Source organism: Fictibacillus enclensis (genome assembly GCF_001457035.1).
Lineage (GTDB): Bacteria > Bacillota > Bacilli > Bacillales > Fictibacillaceae > Fictibacillus_C > Fictibacillus_C enclensis.
On the sequence record NZ_KQ758619.1, the window covers coordinates 147730 to 165697 of the forward strand.

General features: G+C 47.0%; 14 protein-coding genes. 12 read left to right on the forward strand and 2 right to left on the reverse strand.

Features of this window, described 5'->3' with window-relative positions; translation table 11 throughout:
- Positions 1–91: 91 nt before the first annotated feature.
- On the forward strand, positions 92–262 hold the full coding sequence (locus tag AS030_RS16075) for a XapX domain-containing protein (protein WP_061973405.1): 171 nt from the start codon (positions 92–94) through the stop codon (positions 260–262).
- 19 nt (positions 263–281) lie between these two features.
- Positions 282–1037: an alpha/beta fold hydrolase gene (locus AS030_RS16080; protein WP_061973407.1), complete on the forward strand. Its 756-nt coding sequence runs from the start codon at positions 282–284 to the stop codon at positions 1035–1037.
- On the opposite strand, the gene uvsE is transcribed toward AS030_RS16080, so the two are convergent.
- Together uvsE and cls are read right to left on the reverse strand one after the other, a co-directional pair.
- Positions 1030–1983, reverse strand: coding sequence for a UV DNA damage repair endonuclease UvsE (gene uvsE / locus AS030_RS16085; RefSeq protein WP_061973409.1), 954 nt, complete (start codon positions 1981–1983; stop codon positions 1030–1032). The two genes, AS030_RS16080 and uvsE, sit on opposite strands and share 8 nt — an antisense overlap.
- Before the next feature lie 65 nt (positions 1984–2048).
- Positions 2049–3239 carry a cardiolipin synthase gene (gene cls / locus AS030_RS16090; RefSeq protein ID WP_061973411.1) on the reverse strand — a complete coding sequence of 397 codons (1191 nt, stop codon included), beginning with the start codon at positions 3237–3239 and terminating at the stop codon, positions 2049–2051.
- 210 nt (positions 3240–3449) lie between these two features.
- Here cls and AS030_RS16095 point away from each other — a divergent pair, with 210 nt between their 5' ends.
- From AS030_RS16095 to AS030_RS16140, 10 genes are all read left to right on the forward strand, one after another.
- A complete protein-coding gene (locus AS030_RS16095; RefSeq protein WP_061974174.1) occupies positions 3450–5591 on the forward strand; it encodes a heterodisulfide reductase-related iron-sulfur binding cluster in 2142 nt (713 codons plus the stop codon).
- A gap of 425 nt (positions 5592–6016) precedes the next feature.
- A complete protein-coding gene (locus tag AS030_RS16100) occupies positions 6017–7198 on the forward strand; it encodes an acetyl-CoA C-acetyltransferase (RefSeq protein ID WP_061973413.1) in 1182 nt (393 codons plus the stop codon).
- Positions 7199–7217: 19 nt separating this feature from the next.
- Positions 7218–8069: a 3-hydroxybutyryl-CoA dehydrogenase gene (locus AS030_RS16105; protein ID WP_061973416.1), complete on the forward strand. Its 852-nt coding sequence runs from the start codon at positions 7218–7220 to the stop codon at positions 8067–8069.
- A gap of 31 nt (positions 8070–8100) precedes the next feature.
- A complete protein-coding gene (locus AS030_RS16110) occupies positions 8101–9243 on the forward strand; it encodes an acyl-CoA dehydrogenase (RefSeq protein ID WP_061973418.1) in 1143 nt (380 codons plus the stop codon).
- 18 nt (positions 9244–9261) lie between these two features.
- Positions 9262–10404, forward strand: a complete 1143-nt coding sequence (locus tag AS030_RS16115) for an acyl-CoA dehydrogenase (protein WP_061973421.1) — start codon at positions 9262–9264, stop codon at positions 10402–10404.
- 10 nt (positions 10405–10414) lie between these two features.
- Entirely contained in the window at positions 10415–11368 is a 954-nt protein-coding gene (gene meaB / locus AS030_RS16120; protein ID WP_061973424.1) for a methylmalonyl Co-A mutase-associated GTPase MeaB, read from the forward strand.
- A gap of 5 nt (positions 11369–11373) precedes the next feature.
- Positions 11374–12006, forward strand: coding sequence for a TetR/AcrR family transcriptional regulator (locus AS030_RS16125; protein ID WP_061973426.1), 633 nt, complete (start codon positions 11374–11376; stop codon positions 12004–12006).
- 34 nt (positions 12007–12040) lie between these two features.
- On the forward strand, positions 12041–15301 hold the full coding sequence (gene icmF / locus AS030_RS16130) for a fused isobutyryl-CoA mutase/GTPase IcmF (RefSeq protein WP_061973430.1): 3261 nt from the start codon (positions 12041–12043) through the stop codon (positions 15299–15301).
- A 198-nt stretch (positions 15302–15499) separates the two neighbouring features.
- A complete protein-coding gene (rpoE, locus tag AS030_RS16135) occupies positions 15500–16072 on the forward strand; it encodes a DNA-directed RNA polymerase subunit delta (protein WP_061973432.1) in 573 nt (190 codons plus the stop codon).
- A gap of 265 nt (positions 16073–16337) precedes the next feature.
- Positions 16338–17939, forward strand: a complete 1602-nt coding sequence (locus tag AS030_RS16140; RefSeq protein ID WP_061973433.1) for a CTP synthase — start codon at positions 16338–16340, stop codon at positions 17937–17939.
- The last annotated feature ends 29 nt before the right edge of the window (positions 17940–17968 follow it).

Genomic DNA, 17968 nt, shown 5'->3' on the forward strand with positions numbered 1-17968 from the left:
GTCATCGCAGCCGGTTTTTTATTGCCCGCATTCGGGAATGGGGATAAACCCTCTGCTGAGAGTGCACGATAAAACAGAGGAGGAATGGAACGTGAAACTTGTCATTTTATCACTCATTACCGGAGCGGCTGTTGGCATCATTTTTGCTTTGTTCAAACTGCCGATTCCTGCACCGCCTGCACTTTCAGGCATCGCCGGTATTGTTGGAATTTACATTGGATATCAGCTGTACCAATGGGCTCTTTCCCATTTCATAAGGTAAGACCAAGGAGGAGACGGCAATGGAACAAGGAGTGCGTACCTTTTATGAAGAATCAGGATCGGGCCAGCCGGTAGTCTTTATTCACCCTCCGGCCCTCACTTCACGGATCTTCAAGTATCAGCATCAATTTTTTAGCTGTTCTTCACGGGTGATTACGTACGATTTGCGGGGACACGGAAACACGCCATGCCCGAGTGATATGGTAACCATCCCTATGCTGGCGGAGGATTTGCTGGCATTGATGGATCAATGCGGTGTGGAAAAAGCGGTGATCTGTGGATATTCGGCGGGAGGATCCATTGCTCAGGAATTTGCCTTGCGGTATCCTGAACGCGTCAAGGGACTTGTACTTTCAGGCGGCTTTCCCCAAGTGGCTTCATGGCTGCTGCAAAAAGAATTCCGGCTTGGAATCTACTTGGCAGAACACCACCCCGGCATATTGGTGAACGGGTTGTCATGGACCCATCAAGTCACTTCTCAGGACGGCAGGGAAATTAAGGCTGAAAGTAAAAAAGGCAGCCCCAAACTTTGGAGCCGCCTTTATGAAGAAAGCCTGAATTACAGTTGCACAAAGCGATTATCCCATTTAGAGATGCCGCTTCTGTTATTTTACGGATCACGTTCGTTTTATTTTTTGCCTTATCGAAAGGTGTATCAAAAACTTGTCTCTCATGTGAAAACTATTATTGTTCCAGGGGCGTTTCACCAAATCCCGGTGAAGCAGCACCAATACTTCAACCGTGAGCTGTCACAATGGCTGACAGAGATTAGATAAAGAGCGTGCCGCCCGTCAACCGCTTGATGCCCCGCACCTTGCTCAAATCCTGAAGCAGCTGAATGAGAGCCAGATCCTTTTGTTTGGCTTCAATCATCACATCGAGCTCATCGGTATAGGCTTTCACCATTTTAAAAAAGGGCAGCACATAATCAGAGCCTACGAAGTCATGGTGGCTGCGATAGGCCTTTTCTGTTTTTGGTGAGGAAAGATGAACTTTTGGGGGGCGTCCGGTTCCCTTCCACGTGTCGATAAAACGCGGAAGGAGCTCCTCTAAAGGCACAGAGCTTGGATTGGCCATATGATGATGATAATCAAACATCATTGGAATGCCTTCCTTCTCACAGATATCCAGAGTTTCTGCAGTGGTATAGGTTTTATCATCATTCTCAAGCGTCATCGCTTTTTTTACGGGTGCCGGAAGTTTTTTGATATTTTCATAGAATCGGGCGATGGATGAGTCTTTATCTCCATAAGTTCCGCCAACATGAATATTGATCCGTGCTTCCTTTTCCAGTCCCATGGCTTCGAACATGGCATAGTGATATTCCATGTCTTTTATGGCGTTGTTGGTCACCTGCTCTCTTTCACTGGTAAACAGCGTGAACTGGTTAGGATGCATGCTCACCCGAAGACCATTGGCTTTCACAAGGTCACCAATGGCCCTGAATTCCTCACGGGTATACTTCAAATAATCCCAATTAACCTCGGGATGAGTGGCGAGCGGAACAATGGAAGACGACATCCGGTACAAAGGGAATTCGGAAGCGATATTATAATGAACAATCCGCAGTGTATTTTTTAAGTTGGTTTTTGTTAGTTGTATCAGCCGCTGTTCTCGTTCTTCTTTTTTCAGTTTGGACCAGGTGGCAAAGGTCATCGTTTTGGATGGCGATGAATCAAAAAGGGTAAGAGCGGTAGATACGTAGCCGAAAGATGCGATCATTAGAGGAGCTCCTTAACTCGAGTATTACTAACTCATTCACCTAATCCGAATACAGTAAACAAAACTTATAAAAAAGGTGAAAAAACTTTAGCAAACAGGATTTTTGTTTTTTTCCAATAGGACATTCGCTCCCAGACGGTCATAGTAAGGGTTTCCGAACGGTCCAAATCTTCTTTGATCGCCTTTTTTGCCTCCTCGATCAGATGTCGGTCTTCAAAAATACAATTGACCTCTGAATTGGTAAAAAAACTTCGCTGATCAAAGTTGGTTGTTCCAATATCGCAAATTTTGTCATCCACCAAAAATACTTTCGCATGAAAAAAACCTTCATAGTATTCCTCAATTTTGCAGCCTGCGTTCAGCAGATCTTTAAAATAAAAATACGAAGCTTCCTTGACCAGCAGATGATCTGACTTCATGGGCACAAGCAGCGTAACCTCTACTCCTCGCTTGATGGCTTGTAGAAGCGCATTTTGAAGCGGTCGGTCAGGAATAAAATAGGGAGAGCCGATGGTGATGCTGGTTTGAGCCTGATTAATGTGCTGCAGCCAAAAAGAATAAATAGCCTTGGCTGAAAAAAGGGTGGTGATTTTGACTGGACCTTTTTCAAGCTCTGGAAAATACTCGCTGCCGTTGACTTTTTCTCCGCTGGCTGCCTCCCAGTCCATCATAAATTGTTGTTGAAAGGTATGGATGACCGGTCCGCTCAGCAGCAAATGATAATCCCGCCAATAGCCGAGCTTCGGATCCCTGCCCAAATATTCATCCCCCACATTAAATCCGCCCATAAACCCCCTGCTTCCGTCGATAATTGTAATTTTCCGGTGATTCCTGCGGTTCAGTTTATAAAAAAAGTAAGGAAAGCAGGGCGTAAAGCTGTAGGCAAATTGAACACCGGCTTTTTTTAGTTCCTTAATTGCCTTCTTTTTAAGGAAAAAGCTGCCCATATAATCCACCAGAAGCCGGACATTGACGCCTTCTTTTGCCTTTTTCTTCAGAAGAGAGGACATCTCTTGACCGATGCTGTCCTCGTGATAGATATAAAATTGAACATGCACATGATGGGTGGCTTTTTCAATTTCCTCGAACAATGTATCGAAAAATTGTGTGCCTGTGGTCAGCAGTGCCGCCTTCCCGCTGCAGGAGGAAGGCGTTTTGATGTCATGCCGCTGAACGTTTTTTCTTCCCAGGTGTAAATCGAGCCAGATAAAAAAGACCAGAAGCAGTAATAGGATAAGAACAATAACAGCAATCATGATAACCCTTCCTCCCTTTCATAGGATCAGTGGTGTTTAGTCTATCCAAAAGGAAGAGAAAAAATTTTTTAAATAAAATTGACTGAATGCTCATTCATTTCTTTTTTTATGATATAATGGGTTCAGAAAATTCAACCCTTTTTGAATAATAAATCAAGATGTACCATGGAAAAGGGGAAAGCTACAGACAAAGGTGAAGGGAGCATAATGATGAACGGCCTGCTGATTTTAAACTGGATTGCCTTTATTCTTGTAACCGCTTACGCCATTTATTTATTTACCTATGTGGTCAAAACGCGGTACGAATTCATCAAAATGGGGAAAAAAGTGGAATTCGACCATACTGTCCAGGAACGCATAAAAGCGGTGCTGGTCAATGTGTTCGGTCAGAAAAAGCTTTTAAAAGATAAAAAGAGCGGCGCGATCCATGTCATGTTTTTCTATGGATTTCTCCTCGTTCAATTTGGTGCGATTGATTTTATTTGGAAAGGGCTTGCTCCTGGATCGCACCTGCCATTGGGACCGGTTTATCCTGCTTTCACGTTTTTCCAGGAAATCGTTACGTTTGTAATCCTGGTTGCAGTCGTATGGGCGTTTTACCGCAGATATGTGGAAAAGCTTGTCCGTCTGAAACGCGGGTTTAAGGCAGGGCTTGTACTGCTTTTCATTGGCGGTCTCATGCTTTCGGTACTTCTTGGCAATTCCATGGAAATTCTTTGGCACAATCTCGAGCTTCACTGGACCGCACCGATTGCTTCAGGCCTGGCGTATCTTTTTGGAGGGTTGCCGGAGCCTGCCGTTGTGACTGTGTTTTTTATCGCCTGGTGGGTTCACTTACTGTTCCTGCTGACGTTCCTCGTCTATGTTCCGCAATCAAAGCATGCTCACTTGATCGCCGGCCCGCTCAATGTGTGGCTTGGGCGAAAGGATAAGGTAGGAAAGCTGTCCTCCATCAATTTTGAGGATGAAACGCAGGAAGTGTTCGGGGTTAACCGAGTGGAAGACTTTAACCAGAAACAATTGGTTGATCTGTATGCCTGTGTGGAATGTGGACGCTGTACCAATGTATGTCCGGCGACCGGGACAGGCAAAATGCTTTCGCCGATGGATATGATTATAAAAATAAGAGATCACCTTACTGAAAAAGGAGCGGCTGTCACCTCACGCACACCGTGGATGCCTGCATTTGCTTTTTCAAATACGAGAGGCAATCAAATTGCTTTTGAAGCAGCAGGAAAAGGTGCTGCAGCGAAAGAAATGGCTGCAGCCACTGAAGGCAGCTCAGCCTTTAAATTTGATTACAACATCGAACTGATCGGGGAGGTCATGACCGAGGAAGAGATCTGGGCATGTACAACCTGCAGAAACTGTGAAGATCAATGTCCCGTTATGAATGAGCACGTGGATAAGATTATTGATATGCGGCGTTATCTTGTTCTAACGGAAGGTAAAGTGGATGCTGACGCCAAACGCGCCATTCAAAATATCGAAAAACAAGGAAATCCGTGGGGAATCTCGAAGAAAGAAAGAGAGAACTGGCGGGAGCTTCGCGAAGACGTTTCCATTCCGACCGTAAAAGAAGTGGAGAAGGCCGGAGAAGAGTTTGAATACCTATTCTGGGTCAGCTCAATGGGAGCTTACGATAACCGAAGCCAGAAGATTGCCCTTGCTTTCGCTAAAATCATGAATGAAGCAGGTGTGAAATTTGCCATCCTTGGCAACAAGGAGAAAAACTCAGGAGACACACCAAGACGAATCGGAAATGAGTTCTTATTCCAGGAAATTTGCACCAGCAATGTTGCACTGTTTGAAAAGCACAATGTGAAGAAAATCATTACGATTGATCCGCACGCGTACAATACGTTTAAAAATGAGTACCCTGAATTCGGTTTTGATGGAGAGGTATATCATCATACCGAGCTCTTGGCAGAGTGGATCAAAGAAGGCAGAATTACACCGAAGTTTGAGGTCGATGAGGTCATTACGTACCATGATTCCTGCTACCTCGGCCGCTACAACGAAGTTTATGAACCACCACGTGAGATTTTAAAAGCCATCCCGGGCGTAAAGCTCGTTGAAATGAACCGCAATCGTCAAAACGGCATGTGCTGTGGCGCGGGCGGAGGCATGATGTGGATGGAAGAGAAAGCCGGCCAGCGTGTCAACGTGGCCCGTACCGAACAGGCGCTTGAGGTGAACCCGACCATGATTGGCAGCGGCTGCCCGTACTGCCTGACCATGCTCAGTGACGGAACCAAAGCCAAGGAAGTGGAAGACCAGGTACAAACGCTTGATGTCGTTGAGATTCTCGAACGTTCCCTCTTCCAGCCTGAAAAAGCAGTCGTTCAATAAATTTTCGTAGTCCTTTGCTTGGGGAGCATTCTTATGAAGAAGCTTCAAGAATCAGTTAATTGGAGTGGAAGGTGCGAGATCCTCGAAAATGAATTTCACATTTACTTCGTGCGATGTCTCGCTGTCGAAGCTTTCCTTGTCCTACGGGAAAAGCGGGATAGATGAGACCAGGAAGGCGTTTCGCCGGTCCCCAGGATCAAGCGACGGGGAAGTAGGCGATTACGCCGCTCAGGCTCAGCGCCCGCCCGAGGAAAGCGAGCAGCCTGAAACGGAGATTAACCTCCCATCCACCAGGCTTTTGAAGCGAGTTATAAAAAGAGAGAAACCTGCTGTCCTATGGGCTGCAGGTTACTCCTTGGAAAAGGGGCGACCGAGCGTTCGCTCAGTACAAGTTGAAAGCGTTTACTATAAGGGAGGCAATCAGAATGGCGAAAACAGTAATTGTCAGTGGTGTCCGAACACCCGTTGGAAAATTTGGAGGAGGATTAAGCACCCTGTCGGCTTCCGATCTTGGCGCAGTGGCCGTTAAGGAGGCGCTAAAGAGAGCGGATGTTAAGGCAGATCAGGTCGGTGAGCTGATCATGGGCTGTGTCCTTCAGGGCGGACAGGGGCAAATTCCTTCACGCCAGGCTGCTCAAAAAGCAGGACTGCCCTGGGAAGTAAAGACAGAAACCATCAACAAAGTTTGTGCATCCGGTATGCGAAGTGTCACCATGGGAGATCAGATTATCCGTGCGGGAGATGAAGACCTGATTGTTGCAGGTGGAATGGAATCCATGAGCAATGCTCCGTACATTCTTCCAAAGGCGCGCTGGGGCTACCGAATGGGGGATGGTCAGGTGAAAGACTTGATGACGCATGACGGCCTCACCTGCTCTTTTACAGGCGTACACATGGGTACTTATGGAAACGACGTGGCAAAGGAAATGGAAATTTCCCGAGAAAAACAGGATGAGTGGGCACTGCGCAGTCATCAAAGGGCTGTTGCCGCTACGGACAACGGAACCTTTGCAGAAGAAATAATTTCAGTGGAGGTCCCTCAGCGAAAGGGAGATCCGGTCGTTGTTTCAGCCGATGAGGCACCAAGAAAGGACACCTCTCTTGAACGGTTATCCAAGCTTGCTCCAGTTTTTTCTGCTGATGGATCCATTACGGCCGGAAATGCACCGGGCGTAAATGACGGAGCGGCGGCGCTCGTTCTCATGTCAGAGGAAAGGGCAGAAAAAGAGGAAAAAGAAATCATGGCCACCATTCTTGGACACACCGCCATTGCGGTGGAAGCGAAGGACTTCCCGAAAACGCCGGGTCTGGTCATCAATGAATTGTTGAAAAAAACAGGGAAGTCCCTGGATGATATTGATTTGTTTGAGATTAACGAAGCATTTGCGGCTGTTGCGCTGACAAGCGCGGAGCTTGCCGGACTGGATTTGGAGAAGGTGAATGTAAACGGCGGAGCGGTGGCACTTGGACACCCGATCGGCGCCAGCGGGGCAAGAATCATTGTTTCATTGATTCATGAGTTAAAACGCCGGGGCGGCGGACTCGGAATCGCATCGATCTGTTCTGGAGGCGGGCAAGGCGACGCTATCCTGCTTGAAGTGAATTAATGAAAAGGGGGATTTATTCATGAACGTTCAAACCATCATGGTCATCGGAGCAGGACAAATGGGCTCAGGCATTGCGCAGGTTTGCGCCATGGCCAATTTTAAAGTGTACCTTCACGACCTGAAGGAAGAATACGTCCAAAAGGGAGTGGCATCGATCGCAGCCCAACTGTCGCGCCAGGTGAACAAAGGCCGGATGACGCCGGAAGACAGGGACGGTGTTTTAGACCGTCTCCTTCCATCCACCAGCATCCAAAACGCTGCGGAAGCCGATTTGATCATTGAGGCTGTTGTGGAAAACATGGATGTGAAAACGCAGGTATTTAAAATGCTTGATGAGATGGCACCGGAGCATGCGATCCTTGCGAGCAATACCTCCTCCCTTCCGATTACTGAAATTGCAGCGGTTACGAAGCGGCCGGAGAAAGTCATCGGCATGCACTTTATGAATCCGGTACCGGTCATGAAACTCGTAGAGATTATCCGCGGGCTGCAAACAAGCGATGAAGTATACGAAACGATAGAATCCATCACCAAAAAAATCGGCAAGGTTCCAGTGGAAGTGCAGGATTTCCCCGGCTTTATCTCCAACAGGATTTTAATGCCGATGATCAATGAGGCTATTTTTGCCCTATATGAAGGTGTGGCAGAACCAGAAGCCATAGATGAAATTATGAAACTCGGAATGAACCATCCAATGGGACCGCTCACATTGGCTGACTTCATCGGCCTCGACACCTGTCTTTATATCATGGAAACCCTTCATGAAGGGTTTGGAGACGATAAATACCGCCCATGTCCGCTTTTACGTAAATATGTAAAGGCAGGCTGGCTCGGAAAGAAAACCGGCAAGGGGTTCTACACGTATAACTGAGGGCAGAAAAGCGTGACAGGGGGAATGAAACGTGAATCTCACGTTTACAGAAGAACAGCTCATGATGCAAAAGATGGTGCGGGATTTTGCACAGAAAGAAATTGCACCCATCATCGATGAGATGGATGAAAAAGATCAGTTTCCAACAGCGATTATAAAAAAAATGGCGGGTCTTGGCCTGATGGGCATTCCCATTCCCGAGGAATATGGCGGCGCAGGCATGGATTACACCTCTTACATCATCGCCATTCATGAATTGTCGAAGGTAAGTGCCTCGGTTGGGGTTATCCTTTCCGTGCATACAAGTGTCGGAACCAACCCGATTCTCTATTTCGGAAATGAAGAACAAAAGCAGCGGTTTATTCCAAAGCTTGCGACCGGTGAATACCTCGGAGCTTTTGCCCTGACCGAGCAGGGAGCAGGGTCTGATGCGGCCGCTCTCAAAACAAAAGCGGTTAAAAAAGGCGTTAAGTACATCCTGGATGGCTCCAAAATTTTCATTACAAACGCAGGGGCTGCAGATACGTATATCGTATTCGCTTCCACCTCACCGGAGGCGGGATCAAGGGGAATCTCCGCCTTTGTGGTTGAAAAAAATACCCCGGGCTTCTCCATAGGAAAAAAAGAAAAGAAAATGGGACTGAACGGGTCCAATACCTGTGAAATTATCTTTGAGCAGGCAGAAGTGCCTGTGGAAAACCGTCTTGGAGAAGAGGGCGAAGGTTTTAAAATTGCCCTGAGCAATCTGGAGGCAGGAAGAATCGGCATTGCTGCCCAGTCGCTTGGAATTGCAGATGCAGGACTTCAATACTCCGTTGAATATGCAAAACAGCGCAAGCAGTTTGGAAAACCGATCGGTGCCCAGCAAGGCCTCGCCTTTATGCTTGCAGATATGGCTACAAAAGTGGAAGCGGCCAAACTGCTGACCTATCGCGCAGCACACTTGCGTAATCTCGGCATTCCTTGCAAAAAAGAAGCGTCCATGGCCAAACTTGTCGCTTCACAAACGGCCATGAAAGTAGCCATTGATGCCATACAGGTTCATGGAGGCTATGGCTATACGAAGGAATATCCGGCAGAACGGCTGTTTCGAGATGCGAAGGTCTGTGAAATTTATGAAGGAACGAGTGAAATTCAACGAATCGTACTGAGCAAGCAACTATTAGCAGATTAAACCGGGAGGCATGAGAACATGCAGTTTCAACTTTCTGAAGAACACGACATGATCCGTAAAATGGTGCGGGACTTTGCGAAAAATGAAGTAGAGCCAACAGCGGCAGAGCGGGATGAAGAAGAGCGTTTTGACCGGCATCTTTTTGACCAAATGGCGGAGCTTGGGCTGGCAGGCATTCCCTGGCCGGAAGAATACGGCGGGATTGGCGGCGACTATCTTGGCTATGTGATTGCGGTTGAGGAGCTTTCTCGAGTATGCGCATCGACAGGGGTAACTTTATCCGCCCATACATCGCTTGCGGGATGGCCCATTTTTAAATTTGGATCAGAAGAACAAAAGCAGAAGTTTCTGCGTCCGATGGCAGAAGGCAAGAAAATGGGGGCCTATGGCCTGACTGAACCAGGGTCGGGGTCCGATGCATCCAACATGAAAACCACTGCCCAAAAAGACGGTGATGACTATATTATCAACGGTTCTAAAATTTTCATTACCAATGCGGGTGAGGCAGAGATTTATGTAGTGTTTGCCATGACAGATCCAACTGCCGGGCACCGCGGTATCTCCGCTTTTATCATTGAAAAGGGAGCACCAGGTTTTTCTTTTGGCAAAAAGGAAAAGAAACTCGGCATTCGCTCTTCGCCAACACTTGAATTGATCATGGAGGACTGCAGAGTCCCTGCAGAGAACATGCTTGGCAAAGAAGGCGAGGGCTTTAAAATCGCCATGATGACATTGGATGGCGGGCGCAACGGCATCGCAGCACAAGCTGTCGGAATCGCACAGGGGGCATTGGACGCGGCAGTCAACTATGCCAAAGAAAGAAAGCAGTTTGGCAAATCGATCGGCCAGAACCAGGGGATTGGCTTCAAACTGGCTGATATGGCCACCAAGGTGGAAGCGGCGAGACTTCTGACCTATCAGGCGGCATGGCGTGAGAGTCAGGGATTGCCTTATGGAAAAGAATCGGCCATGTCCAAACTGTATGCCGGCGATATCGCGATGGAAGTTACAACCGATGCTGTACAAGTATTCGGTGGATACGGGTATACAAAAGAGTATCCTGTTGAACGGTATATGCGTGATGCGAAAATTACACAAATCTATGAAGGAACACAGGAAATCCAGCGGCTGGTCATTTCCAAAATGCTGCTGAAAGATTAAGGAGGAAACCATGCATCCTTTGGCCGAACGCATAAAAAACAAAGATGAACGGGCACTTGCGAGAGCCATTTCCTACGTTGAAAACGATCACGCTGAAAAGCTGGATTTGTTAAAAGATATTCATGCGATGCAAAAGAAGGCCCATTATGTAGGTCTGACCGGCTCGCCTGGTGCGGGCAAGAGCTCTCTGGTCAACCGGCTGATCACTTATCTTCGCAGGCAAAACCTGACGGTCGGGGTTGTGGCGGTTGATCCGACCAGCCCGTTCAGCGGAGGTGCGATTTTGGGAGACCGGGTTCGCATGAGCGAGCACTTTACAGATCCTGATGTTTTTATTCGCAGCATGGGGACACGGGGCAGCCTGGGCGGCCTCGCGAGAACGACAAAGGAAACCGTTCGGCTGATGGATGCATTCGGCTTTGATGTCATTTTGATTGAGACGGTCGGAGTCGGCCAATCAGAGCTTGATATCATGAAGATTGCTGACAGTATTGCCGTCGTTTTAAACCCGGGAAGCGGGGATGTGGTCCAGGTCTTTAAAGCAGGGATTATGGAAATTGCCGACTTGTTCATTGTGAACAAAGCGGACCTTCCTGGTGTGCCCAAACTGCTATCCGAACTTGATGCCATGCTTGATCTGGTTAAGCATGATGCGCCTTACCAGCCTCCTGTGGTCCAGACCATTTCCGTACAGAACAAAGGCCTTGAAGAGGTATGGGGCGAGCTGAAAGCACATCGTACCTATCTGGAGACGAGCGGTGAGGGAGAAGAGAGGCGGGCGCGCCGCCTGAAACAGGAAGTGATTGAAGTCGTTCACTATGAACTGATGCGGACTCTTCTTTTAAAAGAAGAGGCGGATGGTTACCGGTGGCTAGCAGACGTGCAGGATGGAAGGCTCGATCCGTATACAGCCGCAGGGAAGATCCTTGAACGATGGGATAAAAACCAGGACGGAAAGGAGTGACCCCATTGGCAAGAAAGGAAGTACCTTCGCTGGTTAAGGATGAAAAACTCATCCAAAAGAGGCGGGGTGAAATGGTCAAAGCTGCGGTCAATCTGTTTAAAGAAAATGGCTTTCACCGGACGACAACAAGGGAAATTGCAAAAGCATCCGGTTTCAGCATCGGCACGCTTTATGAATATATCCGGTCAAAGGAAGATATTTTATACTTGGTTTGTGACAGCATCTATGAAGGGGTCAGGGAAAAGCTCAACGAGCAGATCGGAATGACAGAAGGCAGCATTGATCATGTAAAAAAAGCGATCGCTGTTTATTTTAACGTGGTGGATGAAATGCAGGATGAAGTGCTGGTCATGTATCAGGAAGTCAAATCACTGTCACGGGAAGCATTGCCTTATGTATTGAAAAAAGAGCTGGAAATGACGGAGATTTTTGAGGAGCTCATAAAGCAGACCGTGGAACAGGGGGAGCTTGATCTGTGCGAAGAGGAAGTCAAACTATTGGCTCACAACATATTGGTCCATGGCCAAATGTGGACGTTCCGCCGCTGGAGCCTCAGAAAAGAATATAGTTTGGAAGAGTACACAAAAATGCAGACCCATCTGCTGTTAAATGGAGTCAAAAATAAAAGTTTCACTTGAGTGGGTATAAAGTGTCAGAGAGGAGCAGGGGTAAATGAGTAGTCCGGAAGTATATCAGCCGAAAAACCATATCCGTTTTGTAACCGCTTCCAGCCTGTTTGACGGGCATGATGCGTCCATTAACATCATGAGGCGCATTTTGCAGTCGAGCGGTGCCGAAGTTATTCATCTGGGGCATAACCGTTCGGTGGATGAAGTCGTAAGCGCAGCCATTCAGGAAGATGCCCAGGGCATTGCGATCTCCTCCTATCAAGGGGGGCATGTGGAGTACTTCAAATACATGATCGACCTTTTGAAAGAACGGGGAGCAAGCCACATTAAGGTGTTTGGCGGAGGAGGCGGTGTCATTATTCCGCCGGAAATAAAAGAGCTGCACAGCTATGGTGTGACCCGCCTCTTCTCGCCGGAAGACGGCAGAATCAACGGTCTGCAGGGCATGATTAATTTGATGCTGCAGGAATGCGATTTTCAGACGGTTACCGAGATTACGGATGAACTGGAGAAGCTTCCTGAAAAAGAGAGCAGGGCAGTTGCCCGTTTGATCACAGTGGCTGAAAACAGCGAAATGGCTCCGAAAGAAACGGCAGCTACGGCTGAAGAAGTGCTTCAGCAGGTGAAAACCTCACAGCAAAACGCACCTGTCCTCGGGATTACCGGAACAGGAGGGGCCGGTAAGAGCTCCTTGACGGATGAACTGGTCCGCCGTTTTGTGAATGAATTTGAAGACAAGACAGTGGCCATTATCTCCATCGATCCGACCAAGCAAAAAACAGGAGGTGCTTTGCTGGGTGACCGTATCCGCATGAACTCCATTTACAATCCAAGGGTTTATATGCGGAGTCTGGCAACCCGTGGTTCACGCTCCGAACTGTCGGCAGCCATAAGGGATGCGCTGTCGATCGTCAAGGCTGCAGGGTATGACCTCGTGATCGTGGAAACCAGCGGTATCGGCCAGGGGGATGCAGGGATTGTCGATATTTCAGACGTATCCATGTATGTGATGACCAGTGAATTTGGTGCACCTTCCCAGCTGGAAAAAATCGATATGATTGATTATGCCGATCTTATTGCGATTAATAAATATGAGCGCAAAGGCTCAGAGGATGCGCTTCGGGATGTGAGAAAACAGTACCAGCGCTCCCGCCAGTGGTTTGAAAAAGAACTGGATGACATGCCGGTCTATGGGACGATCGCCAGCCAGTTCAATGACCAGGGGACAAACACATTATTCCGGGCGTTAATTGAAACGTTGAATGAAAAATGCTCATTGAGCTGGCAGTTGAAGCCGTTGGCAGAAGAAACCGTCGCTAAACGAAATGTCATCATTCCCGGCGAACGGAGCCAGTACTTAAATGACCTGGTTTATACGATCAGGAATTATTACAAAACAATGGATGAACAGGTGAAATATGCCCGCAAGAGCTATCAGCTGAAAGGCTCCATTGAAACCATTCAGGAAATCAACAGCGATGGTGAAGTGATCCCGGTACTGGAGGAAACAAGAAGGCAAGTGGAAGAAAACCTTCTTCCGTTTTCTAAAAAGACGCTTGAAAACTGGCCAAAACTGAAGGAACAGTACAGCGGCATGGAATTTGTAACGAAGATCAGAGACAAAGAAATCGTAACGGAGCTTACGACTAAAAGTCTTTCTGGCTTAAACATCCCGAAAGTCTCCCTTCCCAAGTATGAAGACTGGGGAGAGATCCTCAAGTGGACCATGAAGGAAAATGTACCTGGCGCTTTTCCGTATACAGCAGGTGTATTCCCGTTCAAACGAAAAGGGGAGGATCCGAAGCGGCAGTTTGCCGGAGAAGGAACGCCCGAGCGGACGAACCGCCGCTTCCACTATCTATCCAAGGACGATGACGCCAAAAGGTTGAGCACGGCGTTTGACTCAGTGACCCTGTATGGGGAGGACCCGGATTACCGCCCGGATATTTACGGAAAAGTAGGCGAAAGCGGGGTCAGCATCTGTACACTGGACGACATGAAAAAGCTGTATGACGGTTTTGATTTGACGGCACCGAGCACGTCCGTTTCAATGACCATCAACGGGCCGGCACCCATTATTTTGGCCATGTTCATGAATACAGCCATTGAACAGCAGCTGCGAAAATTTGAGGAAGAGCATGGACGCAAGCCGGATGAAAAGGAACTGTTGGACGTAAAAGAGAGAACACTAGCAAGCGTCCGCGGGACCGTGCAGGCGGATATCCTGAAAGAAGACCAGGGACAGAATACGTGTATTTTTTCAACGGAATTTGCCCTTCGGATGATGGGGGATATACAGCAGTACTTTATTGATCATAACGTACGAAACTATTATTCCGTTTCCATTTCGGGTTATCATATTGCGGAAGCGGGAGCGAACCCGATTACCCAGCTGGCCTTTACACTTGCCAACGGGTTCACGTACGTGGAATACTACCTCAGCCGCGGCATGAAGATCGATGATTTTGCGCCAAATCTCTCTTTCTTCTTCTCCAACGGACTGGATCCGGAATATGCAGTCATCGGCCGCGTAGCCCGAAGAATTTGGGCCACTGTCATGAAGAATAAATACGGAGCAAACGAACGAAGCCAAAAGCTGAAGTATCATGTGCAAACCTCCGGTAGATCGCTTCATGCCCAGGAAATTGACTTTAACGATATCCGTACGACGCTGCAGGCCTTGATGGCGTTGTACGACAATTGTAATTCGCTTCACACCAATTCCTATGATGAAGCGATTACGACGCCAACGGAAGAATCGGTGCGAAGAGCTATGGCTATCCAGCTCATTATTACAAAGGAACTTGGTCTTGCCCGCAATGAAAACTCCCTTCAGGGCTCCTTTATCATCGAAGAGCTGACAGACCTCGTAGAAGAAGCCGTCTTGCAAGAGTTTGAACGGCTCAATACGAGGGGCGGCGTTTTGGGCTCCATGGAAACCCAGTATCAGCGCGGAAAAATTCAGGAAGAATCCATGTACTATGAAATGAAAAAACATAACGGAGAGCTTCCGATTATCGGTGTGAATACGTACCTGAACCCTAACCCGCCGAAAGATGAAGAGTTTAACATGCAGCTGGCGAGGGCCACAAAAGAAGAAAAAGAGCAGCAAATCGCTCATTTAAATGATTTTAAACAGAAAAATGCAGACCGCTCGGAAGAGGCGCTTCGCAAGCTTCAAACAACCGCACTCAACGGCGGAAACATCTTTGAAGAACTGATGGAGACCGTCAAAGCAGCCTCCCTTGGCCAAATCACCAGTGCACTATATGAAGTAGGCGGCAAATACCGTAGAAATATGTAAACGAATATCGGAAAAAGAGGACAATAGCATCCTCTTTTTCTATTTTTTTAACCAGTTGCACTGATTTGGAAAAAAAGATATCATTCATCTAGCATATCCTTGGAAGATTTGTTTATAATGAAGAGTATAATTCTTCTAGAACTAAACGTATGCATCCATAATATAAATAGATTTATTGATTTGAAAGGAAGTGCCAACTTGAGTTTAATCAAAACGCGTTCAAAAGAAGAAATCATGGAAATGGCCATGGTTGAAATTGCTTTTGAAATTTTGAAAGAGGAAAAAGACACCATTTCTTTTTATGAGCTTGTACAGCGCATTAAAGATTTGAAAGGTATTTCTGACGCTGCAGTGCAGCGTCGTCTTTCTCATTTTTATACGGATATGAACATCGATGGGCGATTTGTTTCACTTGGAGATAACAAGTGGGGCCTCAAAGCCTGGTATCCGATCGAAAGCAGTGAGGAAGAACTGGGGAATACAAACAAGCCGACCAAGCGCAAAAAAGTCGTTGCTGAAGATGAGGACTTCGATGAATACGATGAAGATTTCGAAGATGAAGACTTTGATGCACTTGAGGTGGATGATGAGTTTGCCAAAGCAAGCAGCAGCGATGACGACGATGAAGATGAAGATGAAGACTTGGATGAGGGCTTCGGCGATATCGCAGACAGCGATGAAGAGCTGGATGAAGATATAGAGGACGAGGAAGACCAAGCCGCTGAAGAGGAATTATACGAAGTAGAAGAGGAAGACGAAGAAGACCGCTAGTTAGCAGAACCGGCTGTGCAGATGCACGCCGGTTTCCTTTATTAGTTCTTGACAAGTTTCGCGAAAGCCGATAGAATCATTTTTGGGCTAAACGTATATATAATTCGATTATTGCAGATAAAAACAAAAGTGCCCCCATTAATTGGGGAGGAGTCACTTTTGTTTTTTTTATTTTATAGCTTCTTTTTTTCTTATTCGTTTATTCTGCTTGAAACAGAGGCGGAGGGAAATACTTACTAGTGATTATCCAGAGGGGGAATAAAGAATGGCAAAATATATTTTTGTAACAGGCGGAGTGGTTTCGTCTCTTGGAAAGGGAATTACAGCGGCATCGTTGGGCCGCTTGCTAAAAAATAGAGGCGTCAAGGTTACAACTCAAAAGTTTGACCCGTACATTAACGTCGATCCTGGAACGATGAGTCCTTATCAGCATGGAGAAGTGTTTGTAACGGATGATGGTGCGGAAACGGACCTTGACCTTGGCCATTACGAGCGTTTTATCGATATCAATTTGAATAAATTCAGCTCCGTTACAACTGGAAAAATTTACTCTACCGTTTTGCGTAAGGAACGACGAGGAGAGTATTTGGGTGGTACGGTTCAGGTTATCCCTCATGTCACCAATGAAATTAAAGAGCGCGTTTTCCGTGCCGGACGGGAAACAAACGCTGATGTTGTGATTACCGAAATCGGCGGAACCGTCGGCGACATCGAAAGCTTGCCTTTTTTGGAAGCCATCCGCCAAATCAAAAGTGACGTAGGTTCTGAGAATGTCATGTATATCCATTGTACGCTCATTCCTTATATTAAAGCGGCAGGTGAACTGAAAACCAAGCCAACACAACACAGTGTTAAAGAGCTTCGCAGCCTTGGAATTCAGCCAAACATCATTGTTGTCCGCACGGAAATGCCTGTTTCCGATGATATGAAGGAAAAAATCGCGCTGTTCTGTGACATCAATCCAAAAGCAGTCATTGAAGCACGTGATGCAGACACCTTGTACCGTGTTCCAATGGATTTGCAGGAACAGAAAATGGATCAGATTGTATGTGAGCACTTGAAGCTGGATTGCCGGGAAGCCGATATGGGCGAATGGAAAGCGCTGATCGACCGTGTGCTGAACCTTTCCGGAAAAGCGAAGATTGCGCTGGTAGGTAAATATGTAGCCCTTCAGGACGCTTATATTTCGGTAGTAGAGTCGTTGCGGCATGCAGGATACTATCATGATGCGGATATTGATATCGAATGGATCAATTCAGAAGATGTGACAAAAGAAAACGTCAACGATATTCTAAAAGATGCAGATGGAGTCCTTGTTCCTGGCGGATTTGGTGATCGTGGTGTTGAAGGGAAAATTCTTGCCATTCAGTTTGCCCGCGAAAACAAGGTCCCTTATCTTGGAATTTGTCTTGGCATGCAGCTTGCTTCTGTAGAGTTTGCCCGTAATGTGCTAGGAATGGACAATGCTCATTCTACAGAGCTGCTTCCAACGACTGATTTTCCTATTATTGACTTGCTTCCTGAACAAAAAGATATCGAGGATCTTGGAGGAACGCTCCGCCTCGGACTTTACCCTTGCAAGCTGAATGAAGGAACAAAAGCTTATGATGCGTATCAGGATGAAGTGGTTTACGAGCGTCACCGCCATCGTTATGAATTTAACAACGAATACCGTGAGCAAATGGAAAAGCAAGGATTTGTCTTCTCCGGAACAAGCCCTGATGGACGTTTGGTGGAAATTGTCGAGCTCAAGGATCACCCTTGGTTTGTAGCATCCCAATTCCATCCTGAATTTATTTCACGTCCTACCCGTCCGCAGCCTTTATTCCGTGAATTTATTGGAGCAGCGCTTCAACAGAAGAAGTAAGAAATCGTATACGAAAAACCCCCGGCTAA

Bases quoted from the DNA above. Each gene is read 5' to 3' on its own strand.
- AS030_RS16095 (WP_061974174.1), top strand. From the start codon at position 3,450: ATGAACGGCCTGCTGATTTTAAACTGGATTGCCTTTATTCTTGTAACC.
- meaB (WP_061973424.1), top strand. From the start codon at position 10,415: ATGCATCCTTTGGCCGAACGCATAAAAAACAAAGATGAACGGGCACTT.
- uvsE (WP_061973409.1), bottom strand. From the start codon at position 1,983: ATGATCGCATCTTTCGGCTACGTATCTACCGCTCTTACCCTTTTTGAT.
- AS030_RS16115 (WP_061973421.1), top strand. From the start codon at position 9,262: ATGCAGTTTCAACTTTCTGAAGAACACGACATGATCCGTAAAATGGTG.
- AS030_RS16080 (WP_061973407.1), top strand. From the start codon at position 282: ATGGAACAAGGAGTGCGTACCTTTTATGAAGAATCAGGATCGGGCCAG.
- icmF (WP_061973430.1), top strand. From the start codon at position 12,041: ATGAGTAGTCCGGAAGTATATCAGCCGAAAAACCATATCCGTTTTGTA.
- cls (WP_061973411.1), bottom strand. From the start codon at position 3,239: ATGATTGCTGTTATTGTTCTTATCCTATTACTGCTTCTGGTCTTTTTT.
- AS030_RS16105 (WP_061973416.1), top strand. From the start codon at position 7,218: ATGAACGTTCAAACCATCATGGTCATCGGAGCAGGACAAATGGGCTCA.
- AS030_RS16140 (WP_061973433.1), top strand. From the start codon at position 16,338: ATGGCAAAATATATTTTTGTAACAGGCGGAGTGGTTTCGTCTCTTGGA.
- AS030_RS16100 (WP_061973413.1), top strand. From the start codon at position 6,017: ATGGCGAAAACAGTAATTGTCAGTGGTGTCCGAACACCCGTTGGAAAA.